This is a genomic window from Haloplanus vescus, assembly GCF_900107665.1.
GTDB classification, from domain to species: Archaea; Halobacteriota; Halobacteria; order Halobacteriales; family Haloferacaceae; genus Haloplanus; species Haloplanus vescus.
Map to the genome: position 1 here is coordinate 257,591 of NZ_FNQT01000001.1, position 24,018 is coordinate 281,608.

A 24,018-nucleotide genomic window follows, 5' to 3' on the forward strand; every position below is an offset into this window, starting at 1 on the left:
GCCATGCGTCCCCACTCTCGGCGACGAGTCCTCCAACTGGGCGCCGCCGCTGGCACGTTCGCGCTCGCGGGCTGTCTCGAGGGAAACCGGTCAGCACGGGCGCCCGCACAGCGTCGAATCGGGCACGCGACACAGCCACCCGACGGGACGTGGCCGTCGGCGGGCTACGACGCGCGGAACACGCGCACCAACCCGTCCGCGTCGCCGCCGCGGTCGGACCCCGCGACCGTCTGGTCGGCGCCGCTGTCGGGTGTCGTCTCCGCCCTCGTCGTGGGCCCCGAGTACGTGTACGCGAGCACGGACGCGGAGACGGTCGCACTCGCACGCGACGGGGACGAGGGATGGCGAGTCGGCGTCGGTGGCGACGCCCTCGCCTATCACGCCGGGCGGGTGTACGTCAGCGGCGACACGCTCCGCGCCCTCGACGCAGCGTCGGGAGCGGAGCGGTGGCGCAGTTTCACCGGCGACGCCTCGCCCGGGGCGGTGTACGAGACGAGCGGGACGGTCTACGTCACGGGGCGCACGCACGTCTACGGCGTGCATCCGGACTCCGGCGCGCGTCGCTGGGACGTCGAGACGGCGCGGTATCCTAGCATCGTCGCCGACGACGCGCGGGTCGGAGTCCTCACGTCCGACCGCATCCAGTTCGTCGCGCCCGGCGAGACGGTCGACGGCTTGCTTCGTGACCCGGGGCCGCGCACGAGCGAGTCGGTTCGGCTGGGGTGGAGTCCGGAGGTGTACTCGGGCGTCCTGACCGACGACGCACTGTTCGTCCCGCAGTACGGTGACCGCCTCGCCGACACGAACGCCACCGTCAGACGGTACGACCTCCCGTTGGAGGACGACCGATGGATGACGCCGTACACGTGGGCTGGAATCGGCACCATCGCCGTCGACGAGGACCGCGTGTACGCGTCCCCGTATCGGGCGACGACGGACCCGCCGGACGGCTCGCTCGTCGCGCTGGACCGACAGCGAGGGACCCAGCGATGGCGCTACGACGGGGCGATGCTCGGCCCGCCCGCGGTGGGCGGCGACACCGTCGTCGCCGGCGGCGCTGACCCCGGGTCGCCGAGCGTCTGTGTCTCGACGGCCAACACGACGCCGGACTGTCCGCCGGCCGAAGGCCCGGCCGAGACGGGCGTGCTCCACGCGTTCGACGCGGCGACCGGCGAGCAGTTGTGGACGATACGACCCGGCGCGTCGTACGGCGGCTATCCGGTCGCACTCGTCGGCGACCGGGTGTACTACGGCGACGGCGAGGGCGTCCACGTGCTCGAATAAACATCGCCGAGTCGTCGCCGCGTTCGAGTGCGACCCGCCCGGGTGCGACGAAAACCCCGTGACCGTGTTTCCGAGTGAGAATCAAGAGGTAACACTAAACGCGCGTCTTGACTAACGCGGAACCATGTGGTGCGTTGGAAACCGTCCTCGTCGCTCGTCTGTTCTCTCGTCATCTGAGTCGGCACCGATTCACGGAGTGAGCACGGCAGACCGATGACGGGCGATAGCCCTGCGGCGATTCCGCTGGACGCGTTTTCCGACCCCGCGCTCGCCTACGCCGTCGAGCGTCGGGACGCCCGAATCACGGCGACCAACGAGGCGTTCGAGCGACAGTTCGACGAGTTCGCCACCGACACGCCCGTGTCGACGATATTCGACCGCTTCACCGTCCGCGACACGACGGGCACCGAGGACCCGATTACCCACCTCGTTCGGGGTGAGCGCGTCCGTCTCTACTTCGACAGGGAGGGCGACCGAGGCCCGTTCTGCGCCCGCGTGCTCCCCGACGACGAGGGTGGGTATCTCGTCTTCGCCGACCTGGAGCAGTGCCCTCACTACGACGGCGCTCCCGCCGTCGACCAGGTCAGCAGCGTCATCAGCCACGACCTGCGGAATCCGCTCGATGTCGCCAAGGCCCACCTCCAGGCGGCGCGCGAGACGGGCGAGCAAGCCCACTTCGAGTCCGTCGCCGACGCCCACGACCGGATGGAGCGAATCATCCGCGACGTGCTCACGCTCACGCGTGGCGACGCCGTCGTGGACCCCTCGGATACGGTGTCCATCGAAACCGCCGCGACGGACGCCTGGCAATCGGTCGACACCGAACGTGCGACCCTCGAACTCTCCGACTCGCTCCCCGCCGTCACCGCCGACCCCGACCACGTCCGACGGGTGTTCGAGAACCTCTTCCGAAATAGTGTGGAGCATGGCTCCACAGATAACCGGCCACAGGCCGATGATAGTGTGGAGCACGGGGCGGAAACCGAGGTTGACGAGGCGGAGAGCGACCCGACAGTCACCGTCGGCGCGCTCGAAGACGGGTTCTACGTCACCGACACGGGACCGGGCATCCCGCCGGACGAATTCGATTTGGTCGTCGAACCGGGCTACTCCACCCGCGAGGGCGGCACCGGACTCGGCCTCGCAATCGTCGACCGAATCGTCGTCGCGCACGGCTGGGACCTGACGCTCACGACGGCGGAAGACGGCGGCGTCAGATTCGAAATCAGAGTGTGATGGCGCCGCTCCCCGAAACTATCAGGTACTGCGTGACCGAAGGGAGCGTATCGAGTCATGGATGACCGGCTACGGCGGGCACCGATAGGCGTCCTCGACGTCGACGCCAACGGGGTGGTCCGCGACTGCAACGAGCGCGGTCGGTCGCTCGTCGACGCCACGGGGGACCCGACCAGCGTGCCGCTCGCCGAGGTGTATCCGCGCTCCGTCGACGACACGCTTCTGACCGCGTTCGACGGCGACGGAGTCACAGAGACGGAGTTCGAGGAGTACTACCCCGACCTCGAACGGTGGTTCGCCGTCTCCGTCGTGTCGCACGAAGCGGGCGGGACGGTCTACGTCCGCGACGTGACGGCGGCCCGTCGCAACGAGCGGTCGCTCCGCCAGTTGCGGCAGGAACGCGAGCGGACCGCCCTCATCGACGACGTGCTCTCGGACATCCTGACGGCCCTCGTCGACGCCACGTCCCGGCAAGAGATAGCCGAGACTGTCTGTCGGGGGCTGGGCGAGACCGACCTGTACGAGTTCGCGTGGGTCGGCGAACACGACCTCGGCTGCGACGACCTCGTCGTCCGCGCGGTGGCCGGCGAGACGGGCGAGACCTTCGAGGCCATCCGCGGCGCGCTCGACGACGGCAGCGTGGCGACTGCCGAGGAGCGAGCGGTCGAGAGCGGGCAGTTACACGCGGTCCAACCGCTCACGTCGAGTGAGGCAGTCCCCGACGCGGTGCGGACGGCAGGCTTCGCCGACGGCGTGCAGTCGACGCTCTCGATTCCGCTCGTCTACGGCCCGAACGTCCACGGCGTCGTCGGCGTCTACGCCAGCGGCACCGAAGCGTTCGCCGAGCGCGAACGCGCCAGTTTCGAGACGCTGGGCGACGTGGCGGGGTTCGCCATCACCGCCGTTCGGAACCGGAACCTACTACTCTCGGACGCCGTCGCGGAGATTACCTTCGAACTCGGCGACGATTCGGCGCTGACGAGGCTGAGTCGGTCCCTCGACGCGACGCTGCGACTGGAGGGAACGGTGCCACAGGACGACGACGCGATGCTCTGTTTCGTCGCCGTCGAGGGCGACGACCCCGAAGCGCTCGCTCGCGCCGCGGCGGACGTCGAGGCAGTCCAGGAAAGCCGCGTCGTCGGCGACGCCGAGTCGGGCGGGACCGTCGAACTCACGATGCGTGGCTCGACGCCGCTGCTCGCGGTGTCTTCACTGGGTGGCACGGTTCGGCAAGCGACGTTCGAGCGAGGGTCGGGTCGACTCGTCGTCGACCTGCCGCCCGACGGCGACGTGCGTCGCATCGTGGAGACGGTCACCCGCGAGTACGACGCGGCGTTCGTTTCGAAGACAGAGCGCGAACGGCCAGTGACGACAGCGCGCGAGTTCCGCGACGAGGTGGACGACGCGTTGACCGACCGCCAGAAGATGGTCCTCCGGACTGCATACCTCGCCGACTACTTCGAGTCGCCGCGTGGCAGCACGGCCGAAGAAGTCGCCACCGACCTCGGTATCACGGGGTCGACGCTACTCCATCACCTGCGCGCTGGCCAGCGGAAACTGCTGGATGCCTATCTCGAAGAGCGCGCCGAAGAGTCCTGAAGCGTCGCTCGTCACAGTTCCTCGCGCGAGACGGCGTCGAACTGGTCGAGCACCGTCTCGTCGGTCAGCAGTCGCCGCGTCCGGCGTTCGAGTCGCGTCGCTCGCTCGCGTATCTCTCCGTAGCCCGCTTGCTCGGGGTCGGCGCCGCTCAGTTCCGTATCGAGCACCGCGCGCTTGGCCTCCGCGCGGAAGTATTTCCCCAGCGTCTCGTAGGCCAGAATCTGTCGTTGTTGGTCGATGACGGCGCGGATGTCTTCGCGCTCGACCGGCTTGCAGAGGTAGTCGTCGAACGGCATGTCGAGCACTTCGATGCCGGGGTCGACGGCCGTCACCATGACGACCCGCCCGTAGTAGTCGCGCTCGACGAGTTCCGAGAGCACGTCGTCGCCCGACATCCCCGGCATGTGGCGGTCCAGAAGGACGATGTCGACCGGCGAACTGTCGACGACCGATAGCGCCGCCTCGCCGCTGTAGGACGTCTCCACGTCGCAGTAGTCTCGCAATCGCAGGGCGTAGGCGTCCGCCACTTCCTGCTCGTCGTCGACGACGAGCGTCCGCACGTCCGCCGTGCTATCGGGTCCAGACATCTGTTTCGGTCGCTCACATGAGTGTCGAAACTGAACCCACATAACTGATGGTTTTCTCGGTCCGCTCCGTGTCTGCACTCCTAGAGTCGACGCCGTCGGGGCGTCTGCATACCTAGCCTGAGACTCCACTAGGGTCGGAATAGTCTCCAGTAGTATGTCCACCCATCTGACTTCGCAGTCGAAGCGAGCCGACGGACCGACGGACGACCTCGACCTCTCGGCGACCGAACTGTTCGAACTCTTCGGCGATGAATACACGCGGCGCGTCTACTACGCCATCGCGGACCAGCCACGGAGTGGCCGGAGCGTCGCCGAGGCGGCGGACGTCTCCCGGGCGACGGCGTATCGCCGGCTCAACGAACTGCAGGACGCCGGCCTCGTCCGCACCGAGACGATGATCTGTGACGACGGCCACCACAAGGAGCGGTTCGAGGCCGTCGCGACATCGCTCGCCGTCTCACTCGACGACGGCATCTCGGTCGACGTTGCCGACTGACGCGCGCGCTCGCAGTCGACGCCCTGCCCGCCACCGAAATCGTCGATTCGGGCGTGCGACGGTAGGGCAGCGTTTCTGTCGGCGAAACAGCGCCCCCCGTTCTATAAGCGTCGGGGACGACCCTTCGCGTGCCGACCGCCCCCGTTGGCGAGCCTTCGACCCTCCGACTCGCCAGCTCCCTCCCCCGCTGACCGCGCGTTCCCCGCGCGTCGGCCCTCCACTGTTCGTGACTGACGCCGCTCCGCCGACCGATGTGACGCGAGCCGAGGGATTCGCGAGCGCGTTCGACCGACATCTCGGCCGGCGAGGTGTCGAGTGATGGTGTCCGTGGCGACGCTAGCCCTCGACGCCCTCGCGTGCCTGCTGCTGGGCTGGGCGACTCGGGAGGCGTTCCGGTCGCGAGAACAGCCCTGCGCGGGGTCGTTCATCGCGCTGCTCGCGACGCTGACGCTCTGGGCGGCCTTCTCACTCGCCTCGAGACTGCCCGGTCTGGGGGACGTGCATCTCCTCTCCAGCGGACTGGAGTTGGCGCAGTTCGGCGCCGCGCTGGCGCTTCCCGGTCTCTGGACGATGTACGTACTCGGCTACACCGGCCGCGGAACCGGATTGACGTGGCGGCGAGTCGTGATGTTGGCCGGGATGGTCCTCCCGGTGGTCGGGACCGGCGTGGTTATCGCGGTCGCCACCTCCGAAGCCACCGTTCAGCGGGCGATCGCGCCGCTCATCGGCTGGGAGATTCTCTACGTCTTCGTCCTGTTCGTGTACGCGACGTACCTACTCGCCGACCTCGGCGGCAGCCACGCCCGCGTCTCGAACACGCAGGTGGGCGTGCTCACCCTCGGCGTCGCCGCCCCGTATCTGCTGAGTCTGCTCGGCAACAACACCGAATTCTCCGGCAGCACGTCGGCTGGCCTCCTCCTGTCCGGGGGGCTGCTTGCTGTCGCCGTGCGACGATATCCGGTCATGACCGGGTTCCCCAAAGCCGATTACGTCGCCCGGACGCGTGTCGTCGAAACCCTACAGGAGGCACTCGTCGTCCTCGACTCGGACGACCACGTCCTCGACGTCAACGAGCGGACGACCGACCTCTTCGGCCAGTCTGCGGAGACGATTATCGGCGCGCCCATCGGGTCCATAGTCGACGCGCTGGACGGACTCGACCTGCCCGTGGGCGCGACGGGAACGGTCGCCCTGCAGACGTCGAAGGGGCGTCGACAGTTCCAGTTCAGCGTCTCCGCAGTCGACGAAGCGATGGACGACGCCACGCCCGTCGCGCGGACCGTCCTCCTTCGCGACGTGACCGACCGACGGACTCGGGAACAGCGACTCGCGGTCCTCAATCGCATCCTCCGACACAACGTGCGGAACGACCTCGACGTGGTGCTCGCGTACGCCGACCACGTCGACGACGAGGAGCTCCGAACGGGGATTCGGTCGAGCACGACCGACCTCCTCGAGCTGAGCACGAAAGTCAGGGACGCGGAGGCGGTCATGACCGAGAGCACGGAAACACCGGAACCGGTCGACGTGGTCGACGTTGCACGCGATGTCGCTGACCAGTTTCGGCCCGACTACGACGCCGCCGACATCTCGCTTCGTGCCCCCGACGAGGTAGTGCTCTCGACTCGCCGCCCCGTCGTTCGACGAATCCTCGTCGAACTGGTCGAAAACGCACTCGTCCACACCGACCGGGACTCGCCACACGTCGAAATCGGCGTTCGGACGACGGCAGACGGTGCGGTCGAACTGTCCGTCGCCGATGACGGACCGGGACTTCCCGAACGGGTGCGAGAGATTCTCGACGCCGGGACCGAGACCCAGCTCGAACACGGCCGAGGCATCGGTCTCTGGTTCGTCAACTGGGCAGTCACACAGTTGGGTGGCGACCTGATGTTCGAGGAGAACGACCCCAGGGGGAGTGTCGTCACAGTGCGACTCCGACACGGCGGCGTCGCCGGCCGAGGCGTCGAGAGTGAGTTGTCGGCTCCGAAACACGACAGTCGAATATTTACGGGCGGCGGTGGACGTAGTTCCATGGTCCGAATTGGTCCCCTCCAGATGAGCGAGACGTGGCGGTACGCCCTCCTGGGCGGCCTCCTCGCGCTCCCCGTCACCGTCTTCGAAACGTTGCAGTCCGCGGACGATATCTCACTCGGAATGGTCGTCGTCGGGAGCGCCATCGCCGGCTATCTCATCAAGCGACGCGGCGGGAACAGCACGGCGACGGGGTTGCGTGCGGCGCTTATCGGTGGTATTCCGGTGCTCTGGACGTTTCACGAGTTGGTCTGGGCGATTCCGACGACGCCGAACCCGACGCTGTTCAAGGCAGTCGGCGTCGTGATGCTACTCTCCGTGACCGGCTTCCTACTGCTTGTGCTGGCCACCTGTGGCGCGCTCTCCGGCCGGTTCGGCGGCTGGCTCGCCGAGCTGCGTGGCGACGACGGCACGGCCGACACGCACCGTCGGGCGTCGTAACCGCTACGACCCACCGTCGAAATCGAGGCGGAGATACGACGTGCCGTGCGTGTAGTTGTATATCTCGACTAGTGCGCCGAGTGCTGACAGTCCGGTCAGGGCCAGTAGCACCCCGGCGTCCGACCCCGTAACGACGTACGCCACGCCGAACAGGAGCGTCGTGTAGATGGCCGAGAGAGGTGTGTAGAGCGGATGGGTCCGCACGGCGTCGACCGCGCTCCCGAGCAGAAAGACGAACGTCAGGCCACAGAGCAGGGCGAGTGACGGCCGAATCCGGCCGTCGAACGCGACTGTGAGAGCGACGACGGCGAGCAGGAAGCCGACCGTGACGAGACCACGCCAGACGCTGATTCGGTCGCGGAGGGTGTTGGAGGGCACCACGTTCCCGACACCCGGTGGCGCGGAATTAGTGGTTGCGATTCGTCGGTCGTGTCAGCAACCCTTTAGGACCGCGGGTCGTGGCCGGCGTATGACGCGTCCCTGGTGGTACGGCGTCGCCCTCTTTCCCGTCGTCGTCGTGACGACGCTTCTCGCTCGCGTCGGCTCCCGAACGTTCATCGCCGTCTCGTCCACCGGCGGTGACTCGAACGTCGCGGCTGGCATCGCGTCGTTCGTCCTCGCCGTCGCCTCGTTCTGGGGCGGCGTCCTCGTCGCCGTCGTCGTTCTCGGATGCTTGCTCGCGGATATCCGAGCGCTCGGGGGCGACAGCGAGTGGTCGCCAAGCGTCGCGTGGGGACTCGCTGGCCTCGCACACCTCGGCGGCGCCGTGTTCGCGCCGCTACTGGCCGTCTCCGTCCCGGCGCTCGCGTACTACCTGTACCGACGCCACGACCGTCTGGGCGTCGTTGAAAACAGTGGGTCCGCCCGTTAAGCCAGCGAGTGCGACGAGGACGCCGTGTCGCCGCCCAGCTGCACGAACGAATCCGCGAGGATGCCGTATATCAGAATCATGATGACCGAGTTGAGGGCGAGCGAGGCGACCTGACCGGCCGCGGGCGACACGAACGAGAACAGCGAGCCGACGACGCCGCCGATGCCGCCGAGAACGCCGAACAGGATGACCAGCGCGAGTAGCCGCCAGCGGTTGCCCGTCGCTAGGCCCCAGCTTCGCCGGAGTGCCTCGACGGGGCCGGCGTCCTCAACGGCGACGGCGTACAGCGCGAACTGCAGGCTCACCGTCAGAAACAGACCGGGGACGAACAGGAGCACGAATCCGATGGGAATCGCGATTCCGAGGACGACGCTCACGACGAGTCCGGACAGGAGCGCCCTGCCGATGCGTCGGGTGAAGAGTTCGCCGGGGAGCGACGAGAGCGACCCGAGGTCACGCGTCAGCAACCGCATGACCACGAGCGAGATGCCGATACCGAACACCAGCGATACGACGGCGACTGCCGACGCGACTTGGGTCGACAGCGGGAGCGTGAAGCCAATCGGGCTGGCAGCCCCGGCCTGTGCGCTCGGCGGGAGCCGATTCGAGATGATGGTGTTCAACGACCCGACGAAGAGAACCTGATAGCCGACCGTCAGCACGAGTGCGACGATACCACTGGTCGAAATTGCGCGCTTGAGGCCTTGCTCGAGTGCTTGGCCCAATCTGAGCGTCATGCGACACCATTCGGGCGGTTGGGTGGTGAAACCCGAGGCGGCGTTTCTGGCTCAGAATAACCCTCAGTTGCTCCTCGGGAAACACCGAGGCAGGTTAAACCGCCTCGGCACACATCGACGCTCATGACCACTGCCGACATCGAGTGGACCGCGCAGCCGCGAGACGGACCGCCACGGGCTCTCTTCCGACGATGACGACGCCGAGTGACCGCGCCGACCGCTCGTCGCCTCGCCCCGTCACGCGCAGGACGGCCCTCGCGTCCCTCGGCGCCGTACTCGCTGGCAGCAGCGCTGGCTGTCTGGGCCAGTCCGGGCCGTCGTCCGACCGGATTCGCTGGCGCAGGCAAATTCGTGGCACGCCGCGCCTCGACGACGGGACGCTCTACGTCATGGGTCGGCTGACGCTCTACGCGCTCTCGCCGGGCGACGGGAGCACGCAGTGGACGACCGAATACAGCGAGGGCGACTTCGACGAGCGACTCTGTCTCCAGAGCGACATCGCCCTCGACGAGCGGCGAATTTACGTCCCCGGCTGCGACGGGTTGCGAGCGCTCGGGCGGTCGGGCGGCGAGCAACGTTGGGTCGTCGACTCGCCGCTCAGACAGGGCGTCGGCGTCGGCGACGGCCGGGTGTACGCGAACGCCGACGACTTGCTCGCGGTCAAGAGCGACACCGGCGAAATCGCGTGGCGCGCGGACACCGGCGGCGACCGTCTCACGACGCCAGCGGCGACGGCGGACGGCGTCGTCTTCACCAACCGCGTCGACGGCGTCGTCACGGCGTTCGACGGCGACGGTGAGCGCCGATGGCAGCACCGCACCGACACCGAGACGCGGAGTCCGACCGTCGCGGGCGACACCGTCTACGTGGCCACGTCGACCGAACCGGGTCGGTCGGGGCGATTGCTTGCGCTGGACCGGTCGGACGGGACCGTCCGCTGGGGCGTCGAGACGCCGTCGCCGAAACGCGGAACGCGCCCTGTCGTCGGCGACGACGTGGTGTATCTGGGGTGTAGTGGGCGCGACCACGGAACGCTCGTCGCGCTGGACCGGTCGGACGGGGGCGAGCGCTGGTCGTTCACGGACGAGAACAGCACCGTGTACGAACCCGCAGTGACTGCCGACGCGGTGTACGCCGGCTCGAACGACAACCACGTGTACGCGTTCTCGCGGTCGGGCGAGCCACGGTGGCAGCTGGAGACGAACAGCGTTGTCGGGACCGTCGTCGCGGGCGCGGACTTCCTCTACGCGGCGAACAACGAACGGCTCTTCGCCATCGAGCGGGCGTAACGTCGGGGAAAACGCCGCTAGTGATGAAGAATTAAGGTTCCAGTCCGTTACTGACGAGTATGATTGGGGGCGGCCCCGGCCCGGGTCGGAGTCCACTATGAGCCTCGAGTCCTATCTCCCCGACCCCGTTCGCTCGCGGTACGCGCTGAAGCTCCTCGGCGGCGCGTTTCTCATCGTTCTGGTGATTACGGCGCTCACCACGGTCACCGTGTTTCAGGTGTCCGACCGCGTCCGCGACGACCAGCTTCGGTCCGTCGAGACGAACGCCGAACTCGAAGCGCGGGCGCTGGGGCAGTGGATAGACGGCAAACAGCAAGTGGTACGGACGCTCTCCAACCACGAGGGACTGACGCCGGTAGACGAGAACCAAACCGAAGCCACGCTCCGAACCGAACTCGGCCAGCTCTCTCCAGAGACGGCGTCGCTCTCCATCGTCAAGCGGAGTCCGAACACCCACTCGAACGGCACGTCCGAAACCATCGTCGCCAGTACCGACAGCCGATTCGTCGGGGAGCCGCTCTCGGCGACGGATATCGACTGGAAGCCGCGGACCGGATTCAACTTCGACGGCACGGACGACGTGACGCTCTCGCTCGTCTACACGGACGGCAATCGGACGTTCGTCGCCCTCGCTTCACCGCTGCCGGGTGGCGACCACGTCCTCGTCGCCGAGTACCAGACGAGCGTCCGCGCCGAGCGGTTCTCGAGTTCTATCAACGGCACTGACACGCTGGTCCTCGGCGGCTACACCGCCTACGTGTTGTTCGACGAGAACGACACCAACGGGATGGTACCGTACGAGGGTGACCGGCAGAACACGACCATCGGCCGGACGGTTCTCCGAGCGGAACCGACGGCCGACATCCACGGGACGGTCCTCACCGACACCGAAGTGAAAGCGTACTACAGCGTCCCCGGCGAGAAGGTGGACTGGGTGGTCGTCAAGGAGGTGCCGCGGTCGAAGGCGCTGGCGGTGACCGACCGCGTCCAGCGCGACCTCTGGCTGTTGGTCGGTATCGTGATGGCCGGCTTCCTGTTCGTCGGCGCCGTCATCCAACTGGGGCCGATTCGGTCCATCAAACGGCTGTCGAGACAGGCCAACGCCATCGCCGAGGGCGACCTCAGCGTCGACATCGACCGCGGCGACCGAATCGACGAAATCGGTGAGGTTCGCTCGGCGTTCGACAACACCAGAGCCTACATCGAGACCATCACCGAGCAAGCGGAGGCGCTCTCCCGGCGCGCCTTCGACGACGAGGTCTTGGACGCAGACGTACCGGGTCGCGTCGGGCAGTCGGTCGCCACGATGCATCACGACCTCCAGCAGTTCATCACTCGGCTCGAGGTCCTCAACCGAATCCTCCGGCACAATCTCCGGAATCAACTTGACGTCATCAACAGCCACGCCGAGGCGCTCGATGACGCCGAACACCGCGAGGCCATCTTGGCGGCGACCGGGACGCTGGCGGCCCTCGGCACGCGCGCTCGCCACATCGACCACCTCCTATCCAAGGAACCTCAACCGACGAGCCTCGACCTCGCCGAGCAGATAGCGACGGTGTTGAACGACATCGACGCCGCCGAGGCTGTCACGACCACCGTCGACGACGACGCGACGGTCGTCACCGACGCGGAGATTCTCGCGACCGTACTCCGGGCGCCGCTGGAGAACGCCGTCACACACGCTGCCGGCGAGGTTCGCGTCACGGTCGCATCGGACGAGTCTGGCTGTAGGATAGAAATTGCCGACGACGGCCCGGGCATTCCGCCGTCGGAACTGAAGCCGTTGACGAGCGAGACAGAGACGCCACTCCAGCACAGTCGCGGACTCGGCCTCTGGGAACTGAAGTGGGGCGTCGACAAACTCGGCGGCGACCTGTCCTTCCGCGCCGACGACGGCACGACGGTGGTGGTCGAACTGCCGAATCTCGACTCGTCGTAAGGGCGGGCTAGTACTCGTCGTACGCGAGGTTCATCAGCCACTGCGAGAAGGCGTCGCTGCGCGGGTCGACTTCCTCTTCACCGATGAACGGCGAGAGCATGTCGCCCGCCATGAGCAGCGAGAACTGCAGGTCGCTCGCCGTCGGCATCAGGAAGTAGGTGTTGTGACCCTCATAGACGGTCTCTTCGCGCTGAATCAGTCCTTTCTCGACCAGCGACTCGGCGAGACGACTCCCCTTTCGCGACGACACGTCGAGTTCCTTCCACAGTTCGCTCTGGTGGATACCGCGCGTCTCCAAGACGAGGTCGAGTGCCGCGCGTTCGCCCTCCGAGAGGTCGACGTCCTCGGCGGCGCTCATCGGCACACCCTCCAGTCTGCGGTCCCGGACATACACGCACAAACCGTCGGGGCGGGTTTAAACTTGACTTTCGTCGGTGTCACCGACCGACTCGTACGCCGTCTCGCAGGGCGGGCCGGCGGCGAAGCGATATTCAGCATCCTTGCGGCCGAGGCGAATCAGCGACGAAGAGCGCGTCCCGAAGTCGTCCTCGTGGATACAGACGCCGTAGTCGTGGTCGGCGACGACGTTCGCGCCCCGGTCCAGCCACGAGTCGGCGCTCTCGCCGGGTTCCGGCGTCAGCGCCGCGCGGACGGCGCGGGCGTTCGCCGCCTGTTCGGTTGCGCGGTCGGCGAGAGCCGGGTCGTCCGGCGCGAAGAAGGCGTCGACGACGGCCCCGCCGCCGCCGAGTGCGGCACCGCTGTTGACGACGACGTGCACGCCGGGGTCGAGCTGTGACGCGCCGAGACGGCCGTCCCACTCGAAGAGATACGCCGCGGTGCGGTCGGCGACGACGAGGTTGAACCCCGCGTAGTCGTGGTCGGCGACCGACTGCTCGACGAGACGGGCCGCCGACCGTGCGTCCGATTCGTGGAGCGCGTCGTCGACGAGGAGCCCACGGGAGCGTCCCGAGCGCAGGCCGTCAACCCAGCGGTTCGTCACCCCGACGAACAGACCGGCGTCGTTGTAGCCGATCCACGTCCCGCCGGCACGAGTATCCCGCGGCGCGACGATTTCGGGGTCCGTCCCCGACCGATGCGGTGGCTCGGAGGGGCGGTCACGCTGTTCGTCACGGTTGGCGGCGACGACGACGGGGTCGTCCGGAAACATCTGCCACGCGAGCGCGAGAGTACACACGAGTCGCGGTAGACGCGCCCGCCGGATTAAGCCTACTCTTGCCAAGCCGAAGGTACGCCCGCGGCGTCGTCGGTGGCGACGGCGGTGCGCACCGCGGCGACGTTCTCGGGCACGTCGTGGACGCGGACGATGTCGGCGCCGCGGTCGACGGCCAGCGCCGTCCCCGCAATCGTCGCCGACAGTCGCTCGCCGGCGCCCTGTCCGACGTGGGCGAACATGGACTTGTGGGAGTGCCCGAAGAGGATGGGACAGCCGAGCGAGCGGAACTCGTCGAGGCGGTCGAGGAGTTCGAAGTTCTCGACGGCGTTTTTCCCGAAGCCGAGGCCGGGGTCGACGATTATCTGCTCGCGGTCGAGACCCGCACGCTCCGCCAGCGCCACTCGCTCGCCGAGTTCGTGAATCACGTCCGTCACCACGTCGTCGTAGGTGACGTCCTTGCCGGGGACGACGGGCGCGTCGATGCTGTGCATGACGACGACGGGCGCGTCGAACTCGGCGGCGACGAAGCGCATCTCGGGGTCGGCCAGCCCTGTCACGTCGTTGAGGATGTCGGCGCCCGCATCGAGCGCCGCGCGCGCCACCTCGGCTTTCCGCGTGTCGATCGACACCAGCGCGTCGAGGTCGTCGAGCGCCTCGATGACCGGGCGGACACGACCGATTTCCTCCTCGACCGGAACCACGTCAGCGCCGGGGCGCGTGCTCTCGCCACCCACGTCTATCACGTCGGCACCGGCCTCGACCATCGCCTCCGCGCGGGCGACGGCGGCCTCCTGGTCGAAGAAGTCGCCGCCGTCGTGGAAGCTGTCCGGGGTCACGTTCAGAATCCCCATGACCGAGGGCGTCTCCGTCCACGGATAGTCGCGGGTGGCGTGGGCGTCCTCGACTCGCGCGCGAAGCGTCGTCGCCACGCGTTCGTCGTCGAGTTCGGAGAGGAGTTCGCGGAGGTCGGCGCGCGTCCCCATCACCACCGCGTCCCGGAGTTCGTGCCCGGAGCGGTAGTCGGCGGTGACGGCCGTCACGCCGACCCGTCCCGCCGCCCGGTCGAGGGTGCGCGCTTCGCGGTGGTCGAGTCGAATCGTCACGACGCGGTGGTCGCCCTCGGGAGCTGTCTCGGCGACGGTGTCGGGGTCCACGTTCGCCCGGGCGAGCGCGTCCCGCGCGTCTTCGGTGTCTTCGATTCGGCGGCCGACGGCGAGTCGCGACCACGTCCGCCGCGCCTCGGCGACGGCGAACAGCGACCCCACGACGAGGACGCAGTCGCCCTCGGTGGCGGCCTCGCGGGCCTGTTCGAGCGCGGTAGCGACGGAGGATGCCGTCCGCACCGCGCCGGCGTCGCTCCCGGCCTCGAAGGCGCCAGCGAGGACTTCGGGGTCGGCGGCGCGTTCGTGGGCGGGCGCGCAGGTCCGGACCGACGCCGCCGCGGGGAGGGCGTCGACCATCGACCGGTGGTCCTTGTCGTGCATCGCGCCGAAGACGAGATGCAGGTCGTCGTAGTCGTACTCGCCGAGCGTGTCGGCCACCGCCTCGCAGGCGCTGGGGTTGTGGGCGCCGTCGAGGACGACCAGCGGGTCGCGTTCGACCACCTCGAAGCGGCCGGGCCAGTGGGCGCTTCGGAGGCCGCGTGCGAGGACGCCCTCGGTCACTCGCTCCGGGGCTATCTGTCGGGCGAGCGTCGCCGCGACGCCGGCGTTCTGGGCCTGATACGCGCCGGGTACGGGCACGCGCGTCTCGACGCGCCAGTCACCGCCGTCGACGGCCACCGCCGCCTCGGTGTGGTTGCGGAGGCCGTCGTACCGGACGCTCACGTCCGGGTCCGTCTCGGCAGGGCCGACGCTGAGCGCATCGGGGGCGTAGCGCCGCACGGCAAGCAGCGAGTCGCCGGTCGCGCCCGTGACCAGCGGCCTGTCGTCGGGTTCGACCGCGACTTTCTCCGACGCGATGTCGTCCAGCGTGTCGCCGAGAACGTCCGTGTGTTCGAGGCTGACCGCCGTCACCGCGGCGGCGATGGGGTCGACGACGCTCGTCGCGTCGAGGCGCCCGCCCAAGCCGACTTCCAGCACCGCCACGTCCACGTCCGACTGCCCGAAGTACCACAGCCCCATCGCGGTGAGCGTCTCGAATGAGGTGAGGGGGTCGCCCTCGACGGCGCGGTCGACGAGGAACGGGCGGGCGCGTTCGACGAACTCGGCGACTGCCGACTCGGAGATTTTGCGCCCGTCGACTCGAATCCGCTCGCGCAGGTCGTCGAAGTGCGGGGAGGTGTAGAGTCCGGTCCGATAGCCCGCCTCGCGGAGGACCGACTCCGTCATACGCGCCGTGCTACCCTTGCCGTTCGAGCCGGCAATCTGGACGAAATCGATGTCCTCGTGGGGGTCGCCGAGATGGGCGAGCAGCGCCCGCGTCGACTCCGTCCCGGGGTCGATGGCGAACCGGCGGAGGTCCGAGAGAAAATCCGCCGCGGCGTGATAGTCCATAACTCACGATTCCGTGGGGCGAGGTTTTAGTCTCACGGGTCGTGACGAGCGTTGCCCGGGGGCATTACGCGGCGCCGCGCCGTCGCCGGTACGCGACCAGTTCGCCTCCGAGCCACACGGCGCCGAGGACGGCTGCACAGAGCGTTCGGAGGACACCCCAACTGGACATCCAGATGGGACGAATCCAGGGCACGACGTGCGCCCACCGGTCGGCGACGGCGTCTGTCGGTGCCTCGACTGGCGTCCCGTCGGCGACGGTCTGGAGCCAGTCGGCGACGCCCGTCGCGCCGTCGGTCGTGACGTTGGCGCTTCCGGTGATGGCGTACTCCCCGCTCGCGTTTTGGTCGCGTATCGTCGGCCCGTTCGAGTCGTCGCCGTGGACCGGTCGCTCCGCGTCGTAGGGCCCCCACGTCGCGTAGTACTCCCAGACCACCTCGCCGGTCGGCGTCACCTCCATCACGCGATGGTTGAGCGTGTCCGTAATCAGTGTGTTTCCGTTGGGGAGTCGGTCCGCGTCCCGGGGCCAGTTGAGCGACTCCGCACCGACCGTCCACGTCCGCACCCACTCGCCGTCTTCCTTCGCGTACTCGACGACTCGGTCGTTCTCGCTGTCGGCGACGAGCACCGTCGGCGTCCCGTTCTCGCTCACGAGCCAGTCGGGGCTGTGCTGTTCGTGTAGCACGTCGTGGTCGTCGTCCGTCCCGAGGCGGTCGACGACGTCCTTGCTCTCCATATCGACGACGATGGCCTGATCGAAGTTCCGGGGCGAGAGCAGGAGTCGACCGTCGCCGATTGGCTCGACGTCGTTGACGTGTGTCCAGTCGTCGTTGTAGCCGCCCTCTGTCGATTCGGGGTAGTGGTTTCTGAACGTCCACTCCCAGGTGAACTCGTCGGTCGAGCGGTTGTAGACGACGATTCGGTCGTCGCTGACACCCGCGGACTCGTTCCACGCCCGCATATTGGCGATGGCGATGCGGTCGTCCCCGAGGTACGCGACGCCGTGGGTGTCGGTCATCTCGAAGCGCTCGGACCAGACGCGCTCTTGCGTGTCGGGGTCGAACTCGAAGACGACCGTCTCCTCCTCCCGCGGCGACGAGACGAGCAGGTTTCCGTTGGGCATCGGGTCGACCTCGAAGAACCACGCGCCCGACTCGGCGTGTGTCCACTCCAGGTCGCCGCCGCCGTCGACGGAAACCAGCCGGGCAGGCTTCTTCCTGTTCGTGTCGCCCCGGAAGGTGTAGCCCTGTGCGCTGACGACGGTCGAGCCGTTGGCGGGGCTTCGAATCGTCCCCGGTTCGAGACTGGTGTCGGCAGCGGGGTCGTACGTGAGCGCAGCGACGACTGAGGGGGCGAGGAGGGCGAGTAGTACGACTAGAACGACGACTCTAGAGAGCGTTCGACGCGAAGACACACGGGGCGATTGCGATGTGTCTCATCAATACCTTGCGGTTCGGCGCCGCCGGCAGGCGGTGACGGCGGTCAGTCAGACGCTCGCGCCCGCTCCAGCGCCGACTCGTCGATGAAGATGACGATTTCGTCGCTCCAGAGTCGGAAGTCGTGCCGGTGGCGTTCGTAGCCCGAGAGTTGGCGGGCGACGCGGTCCTCGTCCCACTCGGCGGCGACGACGACCGGCGGCGGATTCGACCCGATGGACGCGTTCGGCGCCGTGCTCGTCACGTTCGCACCGTAGCGTTCGAGATACCACGGAAGCGGGAGTCGGGTGTGCCACGACGGGCCGCCGGGACGTGGCTGCAACAGCGAGGACTCGTTCTTGACGTAGAAGCGCACGTCACTCGGGTTGTTCGGGGAGTGGGTGCCGACGAACAGCACGTCCGTCCCCTCGTTCGTGTGGGAGACGATGCGAACGAGTTCCAGCGTCTCCTTGAGGTCGTTCTCGGGTTGGGCCCACTGGATGACCTCGCCCGCTCGCTCCTCGGAGGCGGCGTTGGTGTAGGTGACGTTGGCGCCGACGACGCCGACGACGGCCGCGGAGAGGAGCAACGCCGCAACGGCGGTGCGGGGCGTCCACGCCGCGGCCGTCGTGAGCGTATCGAGGGCGTCGTCGCCCGTCCAGTCGAACGACGACCGGACCTGCCGGGCCGTGGCGGCGATGCCGACGGCGGCGGGCACCGCGAGGGGGACGACGGCGTGGACGACGGCCCACGGCGCCCGGATGTCCGTCGCGATGGGATAGCCGATGACGCTCACCGCGCCCCAGTAGGCGGCGAAGGCGACGAGGGGACGCGAGCCGTCGTCGTCGTAGCCGTCCGCGACGACGCCGACGACGGCGAACAGGAAGACGAAGAACGCGCCGTACAGCGCGGTTTCGAGGAAGTCGTAGACGAAGGGCAGGTAGTCGTGGTTCTGGTGGCTGCCGCCGATCCAGAGGCCGTAGAAGTCCTTCCACGACCCGACGGTCGCCGTCTCGACGACGCCCGGGAGCTGGCTCGGCGCCGCGAGCGCGTTCCAGAGTTCGGGCCGCGGCGCGTAGAAGAACGCGACGACGGCGAAGAAGACGGCGACGGCGGCGACGGTGTGACCGAGGGCGAGGCCGAGGCCGCGCGGGATGGAGCCACCCCACGACTGGAGACGGTAGGCGACGGCGGTGCGCCAGTCTCGGGTGACGAGACGGCGGACCGAGCGGCCCTCGTGGGACGCACGGAAGAGGCGGTGGTCGACGAGGAGCGCACCCGCGCCGAGATAGCAGAGCAGGTAGACGACGGCGCTCTCCTTGGTGGTGAAGGCCAGTCCGAAGACGGCGGCGGCGGGGTAGAGCAGGCGCGCGTCGCTCCGGTCGAGGGCGCGGACGAACAGTGCGAGGGCGGCGAAGGCGAACGCGCCCACGAGCACGTCGTTGCGCATGAACCGCGAGTAGTAGACGAGCAGCGGGTTGGCCGCGAGGACGACGGCGAGTGCGACGACTTCGGCGTCGTCGAGGCGGTCACGGAGCAGCCACGCCGTGAGGGGGAGGAAGCCGCCGACGAGGGCGACGACCAAGCGCGCGCTGAAGTCGCTGGCGCCGAGGCCGGGAATCGCGAACACCCAGTCGTTGACGACGAAGAGGAAGGGGCCGTGGACGATGGGGCGGTACGCGAACTCGCCCGTCTCGTGATAGCGGAGAATCCAGTAGCCGACGCGGCCCTCGTCCCAGTGGAAGATTCGCCCGCCGAGGCCGACGAGGCGAGCGAGGAGGGCGAGCACTGTAATCACGAGGACCGCCGGGAGGGTGCGACGGCGACCGTCGAGGCGCATCGCTCCTGTCTGCCCGCTCACCGGTTACAACTCTTTTGTTTTCGGGGGCGCGGGCGACAGTAAGGCCTTTGCCACCCGGCGCCAACCCGGCGGATATGATAACGCTGGGGTTGGTGGTGGCGCAGTTCAACGCGTCCGTCACCGAGCCGATGGAAGAAGAGGCACGGGCGGCGGCCGACGACGCCGGCGCCGACGTAGACGCCACCGTCGAGGTGCCGGGGGTGTACGACGCGCCGCTGGCGGCGGACCGACTCGCGCGCCGAGACGATATCGACGCCGTCGCCGTCGTGGGCGCCATCGTCACCGGCGACACGAGCCACGACCACGTCATTGGCGACGCGACGGCGCAGGCGCTGACTCGGGTGAGTCTCGACCGGGACACGCCGGTCACCTTCGGCGTCAGCGGCCCGGGCATGAGCGGGGCGGAAGCTCGGGAGCGCGTCGAGAAAGGAGCGGAAGCGGTAAACGCGGCGGTCGAGATGGTACGCACGTTACCATGAACTTCGACTTCGCGTCGCGCGTCGAGCGCGTCGAGCCGAGTGCGACCCTCGCGATTAGCAACCTCGCGAACGAACTGGAGGCGGAGGGCATCGACGTCGTCGACCTCTCGGTCGGCGAACCCGACTTCGACACGCCAGAGAACATCAAGACGGCCGCGAAGGACTCGCTCGATGCCGGGGACACGAGTTACACCTCCTCGAACGGCGTCGCCGAACTCCGAGCGGCCATCGCGGAGAAACTGCAGGCCGACGGTATCGACTGTACGGCGGACAACATCGTCGTCACGCCCGGCGGCAAGCAGGCGCTCTACGAAATCTTCCACACGCTAATCGATTCGGGCGACGAAGTCGCGCTCCTCGACCCGGCGTGGGTGTCCTACGAGGCACAGGCGAAGATGGCCGGTGCCGACCTCTCGCGGGTCGACCTCTCACCCTACGACTTCCAGCTCGAACCCGCGCTCGACGACCTCGCGGCCACTGTCTCCGACGACACCGAACTCCTCGTCGTCAACTCGCCGTCGAACCCGACGGGCGCCGTCTACTCCGACGAGGCTCTCGAAGGCGTCCGTGACCTCGCCGTCGAACACGACATCACCGTCATCTCCGACGAGATGTACGACGAAATCACGTACGGCGTCGAGCAGACGAGCCTCGGCAGTCTGGACGGCATGGCCGACCGAACCATCACGGTCAACGGCTTCTCGAAGGCCTACGCGATGACCGGGTGGCGTCTCGGCTACTTCTGTGCGCCCGAGGAGTTCGTCTCGCAGGCGGGCAAGATTCAGTCGCACTCCGTCTCCTGTGCGGTCAACTTCGTCCAACACGCCGGCATCGAGGCGCTCCGCAACACCGACGAGGCCGTCGGCGAGATGCGCGACGCCTTCCGCGACCGGCGTGACATGCTCGTCAACCTCTTCGCCGACCACGGCGTCGACGTGCCCGTCGGTGACGGCGCGTTCTACATGATGCTCCCCGTCGACGACGACGACCAAGCGTGGTGTGAGGGCGCCATCGAGGACGCCCACGTCGCGACGGTGCCTGGAAGCGCGTTCGGCACCCCCGGCTACGCGCGCATCTCCTACGCCGCGAGTCAGGAGAGACTCCAAGAGGGCGTCGAGCGCTTGGTCGCGAACGACTACCTGTAGCGCCGCGACGCCGAGCCTTTAGGTACGGTCCCGACCCACGACTACTCGATGCGCGTTCGGGACCTCCCCCTCTCGCCAGCGGTCGTCGACCACTTCGAGAGCCGGGGCATCGAGGAGCTCTACCCGCCGCAAGTCGCGGCTGTCGAGGCGGGCATCACCGAGGGGCGCCGCCTCGTCGCCGCCGTGCCCACCGCGAGCGGAAAGACGTTCGTCGCCACCGTGGCGATGCTGACCGCCGACGGTCCGGGGCTCTACATCGTCCCGTTGCGGGCGCTCGCCCGCGAGAAATACGACACCTTCTCCGAACTCCCCGGCGTGAGCGTCGGCATCTCGACCGGCGACTTCGACTCCGACGCCACCGACCTCGCCGACAACGACATCGTCGTCGCCACGAGCGAGAAGGTGGACTCCGCCATCCGCAACGGCGCCGACTGGATTGCCGACCTGGCCTGCGTCGTCGTTGACGAAGTCCACCTCGTGGGGAGCGAAGGCCGCGGCCCGACGCTCGAAGTGACCCTCGCCACCCTCCAGCGCCGCGCGCCGGGCGTCCAAATCGTCGCGCTCTCGGCGACGGTGGCGAATCCAGACGAACTCGCGGACTGGCTTGACGCCGCCCTCGTCCAGTCGACGTGGCGCCCGGTCGACCTCCGGACCGGCGTCTACGCCGAGGGCGACGTGACGTTCGACGACGACACCGCCCACTCGCTCGCAGTCCCGGGCGACCCCGACGACGCAACCGACGCGACCGACGCCCTCGTCAGCGAGACGGTCGACGACGGGGGACAGGCGCTGGCGTTCGTCCGGTCGCGTCGCGAGGCGGAGACGCTCGCCGAACGCCTCGCGAGCGGCGGCCTCGGGTCGTCGCCCGACGTGGCCGAGGAAGTCCGGTCGCTCGACGGCACGGAGACGGGGCGCCGCCTCGCGGACTGCATCGAGGGCGGCGTCGCCTTCCACCACGCCGGCCTGCGGAGCGCCCACCGCGTCGCCGTCGAACGCGCCTTCCGCGAGCGAAACCTCCGCGCCATCTGTGCGACGCCGACGCTGGCCGCCGGCGTCAACGTGCCCGCGCGCCGCGTCGTCGTTCGCGACCAGCAACGGTACACGGGGTCGGGCATGGAGTGGTTGCCGACGCTCGAAGTCCACCAGATGTGCGGCCGGGCGGGCCGCCCCCACCTCGACCCCTACGGTGAGGCGGTGCTGGTCGGGGACGCGGACACGCGCGACGACCTCTGGGAGCGCTACGTCGACGCCGACCCCGAGCGAGTCGACTCGAAGCTCGCGGACCCGAACGCGCTCCGGACGCACGTCCTCTCCATCGTCGCGTCGGGGTTCGCCGACTCGCGGGACGGCGTGTTGGGTGTCCTCGACGCCACCTTCTTCGCGCACGGCACGCCGACGGCGGAGTTGAGCGGCGTCCTCGACACCGCAATCGCGGACCTCGTCGACATGGAGATGCTCGTTGACGACGCGGGCCTGCGGGCGACGGAGCTCGGCGAGCAGGTGTCCAAGCAGTACGTCACGCCCGAGACGGGTGCGCGAATCGTCGACGGGATTCGGATGGCGACGGGACTGTCGTCGGTGACGCGACTGACCGCGCTCGAAATCGTCTGTGACACGCCGGATATGCCCGACACGTATCTGGGCAACCGCGAGCGGGCGGACATGTATCGATTCGCGCAGACCCACGCCGACGAGTTCACGACGAAGATGGGCGAGACGGACGATTTCGAGGCGTGGCTGACGGCCGTGAAGACGGCGCGCATCCTCCACGAGTGGACGGCGGGGACGGGTGCCGAGGAATTGGTCGAGCGGTTCCGCATTGGCCCCGGCGACTTGGAGTCTCGAATCGAGCGCGCCGAGTGGTTACTGGGCGCGGCGGATGCCATCGCGCGCGTCGTCGACGCCGACGCGGACGTGCCGTTCAGAGACTGTCGCGCGCGGCTCTAATTACTCCCCACCGCCGCCACCGGGCAGTCGCTTCCGGTAGCGATAGACGAGGCCCCCGGCCACCGCGAAGGGCGTGAGGAAGACGAGCAGGTACGGGGCGACGTACGCCCCGGCGACGACTGTCGCACGGAGGACGACGCCGACGCCGTGGACGGATTCGAGAAACGCCGCGACGACGGGCGTGTCGTACCAGTGGTCGGGCGCCGGGCGGTCGGGACGGGGTTCGACCATCTCGACGGTGATGGTCGAGTAGGCGACGCGACGCTGGAGGTTCTGGAGTTGCGCTTCCGTCTGCTCGATTTCCGTCTGCACCTCGGAGAGCCGTTTTTCGACGGCGAGCACGTCTTCGGTGTCGTTGGCGTTCTGATAGAGTTGGCGGAGGCGGTCACGCTGGGCGCGGAGGTTGTCGAGGCGAGCCTGCAGGTCGACCACTTGATCGGTCACGTCCTGAGTCGAGGTTCGCGATTCGAGGACGGTCCCTTCGCGCTCGACGAGGGTCATCGTCCGCGAGAAGTTGTCGGCGGGGACCCGGAGGACGACTTGGCCGGAGGACCACGACGCGCCGTCGCTGTCGTGGACTTGCTGGGTGGTGTCGGCGACGTAGCCACCGCGGGCCTCGACGGCGGCCGTCAGGTTCGAGCGCGACGACTCGTAGTCGTCGACGCGGATGCGAACCTCGCCGGTCCGGATAATCGACCGACCGTCGGCGACGTTTTGGGTGGTGTCACCGGCGGTCGCACCGTCTTCGGCGCTCCCACTGCCGCCGCCGCTCTCTTGGACGGTCATCGACACGTCGGAGTCACCCCCACTCACCGCGGACCCGGCCGACCCGCCACAGCCGGCGAGGACGACCAGTACCGCGAGCATCGCGACGACCGTTCGTGAACGGTTCATGCTCCGGCGTACACGCCCCGACCGCAAAAACGCACACCAAAACACAAACGAGCGTTTGACCGACGATCACGGGTCCGTTTGTCACGGGAACGAAC

20 protein-coding genes are annotated in these 24,018 nt (G+C 68.3%); 11 read left to right on the forward strand and 9 right to left on the reverse strand.

The features are described 5' to 3' along the window. The first annotated feature begins 3 nt into the window (after positions 1-3). From BLU18_RS01360 to BLU18_RS01370, 3 genes are all read left to right on the forward strand, one after another. Entirely contained in the window at positions 4-1,284 is a 1,281-nt protein-coding gene (locus BLU18_RS01360; protein ID WP_092630310.1) for an outer membrane protein assembly factor BamB family protein, read from the forward strand. 213 nt (positions 1,285-1,497) lie between these two features. Beyond that, positions 1,498-2,520: a sensor histidine kinase gene (locus BLU18_RS01365; RefSeq protein ID WP_092630313.1), complete on the forward strand. Its 1,023-nt coding sequence runs from the start codon at positions 1,498-1,500 to the stop codon at positions 2,518-2,520. A gap of 57 nt (positions 2,521-2,577) precedes the next feature. Next, positions 2,578-4,119: a bacterio-opsin activator domain-containing protein gene (locus BLU18_RS01370; RefSeq protein ID WP_092630316.1), complete on the forward strand. Its 1,542-nt coding sequence runs from the start codon at positions 2,578-2,580 to the stop codon at positions 4,117-4,119. Between the two features lie 11 nt (positions 4,120-4,130). Here BLU18_RS01370 and BLU18_RS01375 read toward each other — a convergent pair whose 3' ends face one another. Continuing rightward, positions 4,131-4,706 carry a response regulator transcription factor gene (locus BLU18_RS01375; RefSeq protein WP_092630319.1) on the reverse strand — a complete coding sequence of 192 codons (576 nt, stop codon included), beginning with the start codon at positions 4,704-4,706 and terminating at the stop codon, positions 4,131-4,133. Positions 4,707-4,860: 154 nt separating this feature from the next. Here BLU18_RS01375 and BLU18_RS01380 point away from each other — a divergent pair, with 154 nt between their 5' ends. Next, positions 4,861-5,202 (forward strand): winged helix-turn-helix domain-containing protein, encoded by a 342-nt coding sequence (locus BLU18_RS01380; RefSeq protein ID WP_092630323.1) that lies wholly within the window; start codon positions 4,861-4,863, stop codon positions 5,200-5,202. Positions 5,203-5,520: 318 nt separating this feature from the next. Beyond that, positions 5,521-7,677: a DUF5518 domain-containing protein gene (locus BLU18_RS01385; protein WP_092630326.1), complete on the forward strand. Its 2,157-nt coding sequence runs from the start codon at positions 5,521-5,523 to the stop codon at positions 7,675-7,677. Positions 7,678-7,680: 3 nt separating this feature from the next. On the opposite strand, the gene BLU18_RS01390 is transcribed toward BLU18_RS01385, so the two are convergent. Further along, a complete protein-coding gene (locus tag BLU18_RS01390; protein WP_245697847.1) occupies positions 7,681-8,055 on the reverse strand; it encodes a DUF8064 family membrane protein in 375 nt (124 codons plus the stop codon). A gap of 91 nt (positions 8,056-8,146) precedes the next feature. On the opposite strand from BLU18_RS01390, the gene BLU18_RS01395 reads away from it, so the two are divergent. Continuing rightward, positions 8,147-8,548 carry a hypothetical protein gene (locus BLU18_RS01395; RefSeq protein ID WP_092630329.1) on the forward strand — a complete coding sequence of 134 codons (402 nt, stop codon included), beginning with the start codon at positions 8,147-8,149 and terminating at the stop codon, positions 8,546-8,548. Here the strand turns inward: BLU18_RS01395 and BLU18_RS01400 are convergent. After that, complete coding sequence (locus BLU18_RS01400) at positions 8,545-9,285, reverse strand: DUF7847 domain-containing protein (RefSeq protein WP_218124041.1); 741 nt, start codon at positions 9,283-9,285, stop codon at positions 8,545-8,547. The genes BLU18_RS01395 and BLU18_RS01400 overlap by 4 nt on opposite strands. 191 nt (positions 9,286-9,476) lie before the next feature. Here BLU18_RS01400 and BLU18_RS01405 point away from each other — a divergent pair, with 191 nt between their 5' ends. Both BLU18_RS01405 and BLU18_RS01410 read left to right on the forward strand, forming a co-directional pair. Continuing rightward, positions 9,477-10,574: an outer membrane protein assembly factor BamB family protein gene (locus BLU18_RS01405; protein WP_092630333.1), complete on the forward strand. Its 1,098-nt coding sequence runs from the start codon at positions 9,477-9,479 to the stop codon at positions 10,572-10,574. 97 nt (positions 10,575-10,671) lie between these two features. After that, the gene (locus BLU18_RS01410; protein ID WP_092630336.1) at positions 10,672-12,516 is read left to right on the forward strand and encodes a sensor histidine kinase; all 1,845 of its coding nucleotides are present in this window, start codon (positions 10,672-10,674) and stop codon (positions 12,514-12,516) included. Positions 12,517-12,523: 7 nt separating this feature from the next. Here the strand turns inward: BLU18_RS01410 and BLU18_RS01415 are convergent, their stop codons facing one another. From BLU18_RS01415 to BLU18_RS01435, 5 genes are all read right to left on the reverse strand, one after another. Continuing rightward, complete coding sequence (locus tag BLU18_RS01415) at positions 12,524-12,874, reverse strand: helix-turn-helix transcriptional regulator (RefSeq protein WP_092630339.1); 351 nt, start codon at positions 12,872-12,874, stop codon at positions 12,524-12,526. Between the two features lie 57 nt (positions 12,875-12,931). After that, positions 12,932-13,711, reverse strand: coding sequence for an NRDE family protein (locus BLU18_RS01420; RefSeq protein ID WP_092630342.1), 780 nt, complete (start codon positions 13,709-13,711; stop codon positions 12,932-12,934). 32 nt (positions 13,712-13,743) lie between these two features. Continuing rightward, positions 13,744-16,185 carry a dihydropteroate synthase gene (folP, locus tag BLU18_RS01425; protein WP_092630345.1) on the reverse strand — a complete coding sequence of 814 codons (2,442 nt, stop codon included), beginning with the start codon at positions 16,183-16,185 and terminating at the stop codon, positions 13,744-13,746. Between the two features lie 64 nt (positions 16,186-16,249). Further along, positions 16,250-17,596 (reverse strand): aryl-sulfate sulfotransferase, encoded by a 1,347-nt coding sequence (locus BLU18_RS01430; RefSeq protein ID WP_092630348.1) that lies wholly within the window; start codon positions 17,594-17,596, stop codon positions 16,250-16,252. Positions 17,597-17,664: 68 nt separating this feature from the next. Then, positions 17,665-19,437 carry a flippase activity-associated protein Agl23 gene (locus tag BLU18_RS01435; protein WP_092630350.1) on the reverse strand — a complete coding sequence of 591 codons (1,773 nt, stop codon included), beginning with the start codon at positions 19,435-19,437 and terminating at the stop codon, positions 17,665-17,667. A gap of 95 nt (positions 19,438-19,532) precedes the next feature. Here BLU18_RS01435 and ribH point away from each other — a divergent pair, with 95 nt between their 5' ends. The 3 genes from ribH to BLU18_RS01450 are packed head-to-tail and all read left to right on the forward strand — an operon-like array spanning position 19,533 to position 23,029. Continuing rightward, positions 19,533-19,937: a 6,7-dimethyl-8-ribityllumazine synthase gene (gene ribH / locus BLU18_RS01440; RefSeq protein WP_092630353.1), complete on the forward strand. Its 405-nt coding sequence runs from the start codon at positions 19,533-19,535 to the stop codon at positions 19,935-19,937. Next, the gene (locus BLU18_RS01445; protein ID WP_092630356.1) at positions 19,934-21,082 is read left to right on the forward strand and encodes a pyridoxal phosphate-dependent aminotransferase; all 1,149 of its coding nucleotides are present in this window, start codon (positions 19,934-19,936) and stop codon (positions 21,080-21,082) included. Before ribH ends, BLU18_RS01445 begins: the two co-directional genes overlap by 4 nt. A gap of 48 nt (positions 21,083-21,130) precedes the next feature. Continuing rightward, positions 21,131-23,029 (forward strand): DEAD/DEAH box helicase, encoded by a 1,899-nt coding sequence (locus BLU18_RS01450; RefSeq protein ID WP_092630359.1) that lies wholly within the window; start codon positions 21,131-21,133, stop codon positions 23,027-23,029. Here BLU18_RS01450 and BLU18_RS01455 read toward each other — a convergent pair whose 3' ends face one another. Further along, on the reverse strand, positions 23,030-23,923 hold the full coding sequence (locus tag BLU18_RS01455; RefSeq protein WP_092630362.1) for a DUF4349 domain-containing protein: 894 nt from the start codon (positions 23,921-23,923) through the stop codon (positions 23,030-23,032). It abuts the gene before it with no gap. Positions 23,924-24,018: the final 95 nt, after the last annotated feature.

Excerpts from the sequence above, each read along its gene's own strand:
- BLU18_RS01370 (WP_092630316.1), top strand. The coding sequence starts at position 2,578 with ATGGATGACCGGCTACGGCGGGCACCGATAGGCGTCCTCGACGTCGAC.
- BLU18_RS01395 (WP_092630329.1), top strand. The coding sequence starts at position 8,147 with ATGACGCGTCCCTGGTGGTACGGCGTCGCCCTCTTTCCCGTCGTCGTC.
- BLU18_RS01365 (WP_092630313.1), top strand. The coding sequence starts at position 1,498 with ATGACGGGCGATAGCCCTGCGGCGATTCCGCTGGACGCGTTTTCCGAC.
- BLU18_RS01410 (WP_092630336.1), top strand. The coding sequence starts at position 10,672 with ATGAGCCTCGAGTCCTATCTCCCCGACCCCGTTCGCTCGCGGTACGCG.
- BLU18_RS01400 (WP_218124041.1), bottom strand. The coding sequence starts at position 9,285 with ATGACGCTCAGATTGGGCCAAGCACTCGAGCAAGGCCTCAAGCGCGCA.
- BLU18_RS01455 (WP_092630362.1), bottom strand. The coding sequence starts at position 23,923 with ATGAACCGTTCACGAACGGTCGTCGCGATGCTCGCGGTACTGGTCGTC.
- BLU18_RS01405 (WP_092630333.1), top strand. The coding sequence starts at position 9,477 with ATGACGACGCCGAGTGACCGCGCCGACCGCTCGTCGCCTCGCCCCGTC.
- BLU18_RS01415 (WP_092630339.1), bottom strand. The coding sequence starts at position 12,874 with ATGAGCGCCGCCGAGGACGTCGACCTCTCGGAGGGCGAACGCGCGGCA.
- folP (WP_092630345.1), bottom strand. The coding sequence starts at position 16,185 with ATGGACTATCACGCCGCGGCGGATTTTCTCTCGGACCTCCGCCGGTTC.
- BLU18_RS01375 (WP_092630319.1), bottom strand. The coding sequence starts at position 4,706 with ATGTCTGGACCCGATAGCACGGCGGACGTGCGGACGCTCGTCGTCGAC.
- BLU18_RS01385 (WP_092630326.1), top strand. The coding sequence starts at position 5,521 with ATGGTGTCCGTGGCGACGCTAGCCCTCGACGCCCTCGCGTGCCTGCTG.
- BLU18_RS01445 (WP_092630356.1), top strand. The coding sequence starts at position 19,934 with ATGAACTTCGACTTCGCGTCGCGCGTCGAGCGCGTCGAGCCGAGTGCG.
- BLU18_RS01450 (WP_092630359.1), top strand. The coding sequence starts at position 21,131 with ATGCGCGTTCGGGACCTCCCCCTCTCGCCAGCGGTCGTCGACCACTTC.
- BLU18_RS01435 (WP_092630350.1), bottom strand. The coding sequence starts at position 19,437 with ATGCGCCTCGACGGTCGCCGTCGCACCCTCCCGGCGGTCCTCGTGATT.
- BLU18_RS01360 (WP_092630310.1), top strand. The coding sequence starts at position 4 with ATGCGTCCCCACTCTCGGCGACGAGTCCTCCAACTGGGCGCCGCCGCT.
- BLU18_RS01380 (WP_092630323.1), top strand. The coding sequence starts at position 4,861 with ATGTCCACCCATCTGACTTCGCAGTCGAAGCGAGCCGACGGACCGACG.
- ribH (WP_092630353.1), top strand. The coding sequence starts at position 19,533 with ATGATAACGCTGGGGTTGGTGGTGGCGCAGTTCAACGCGTCCGTCACC.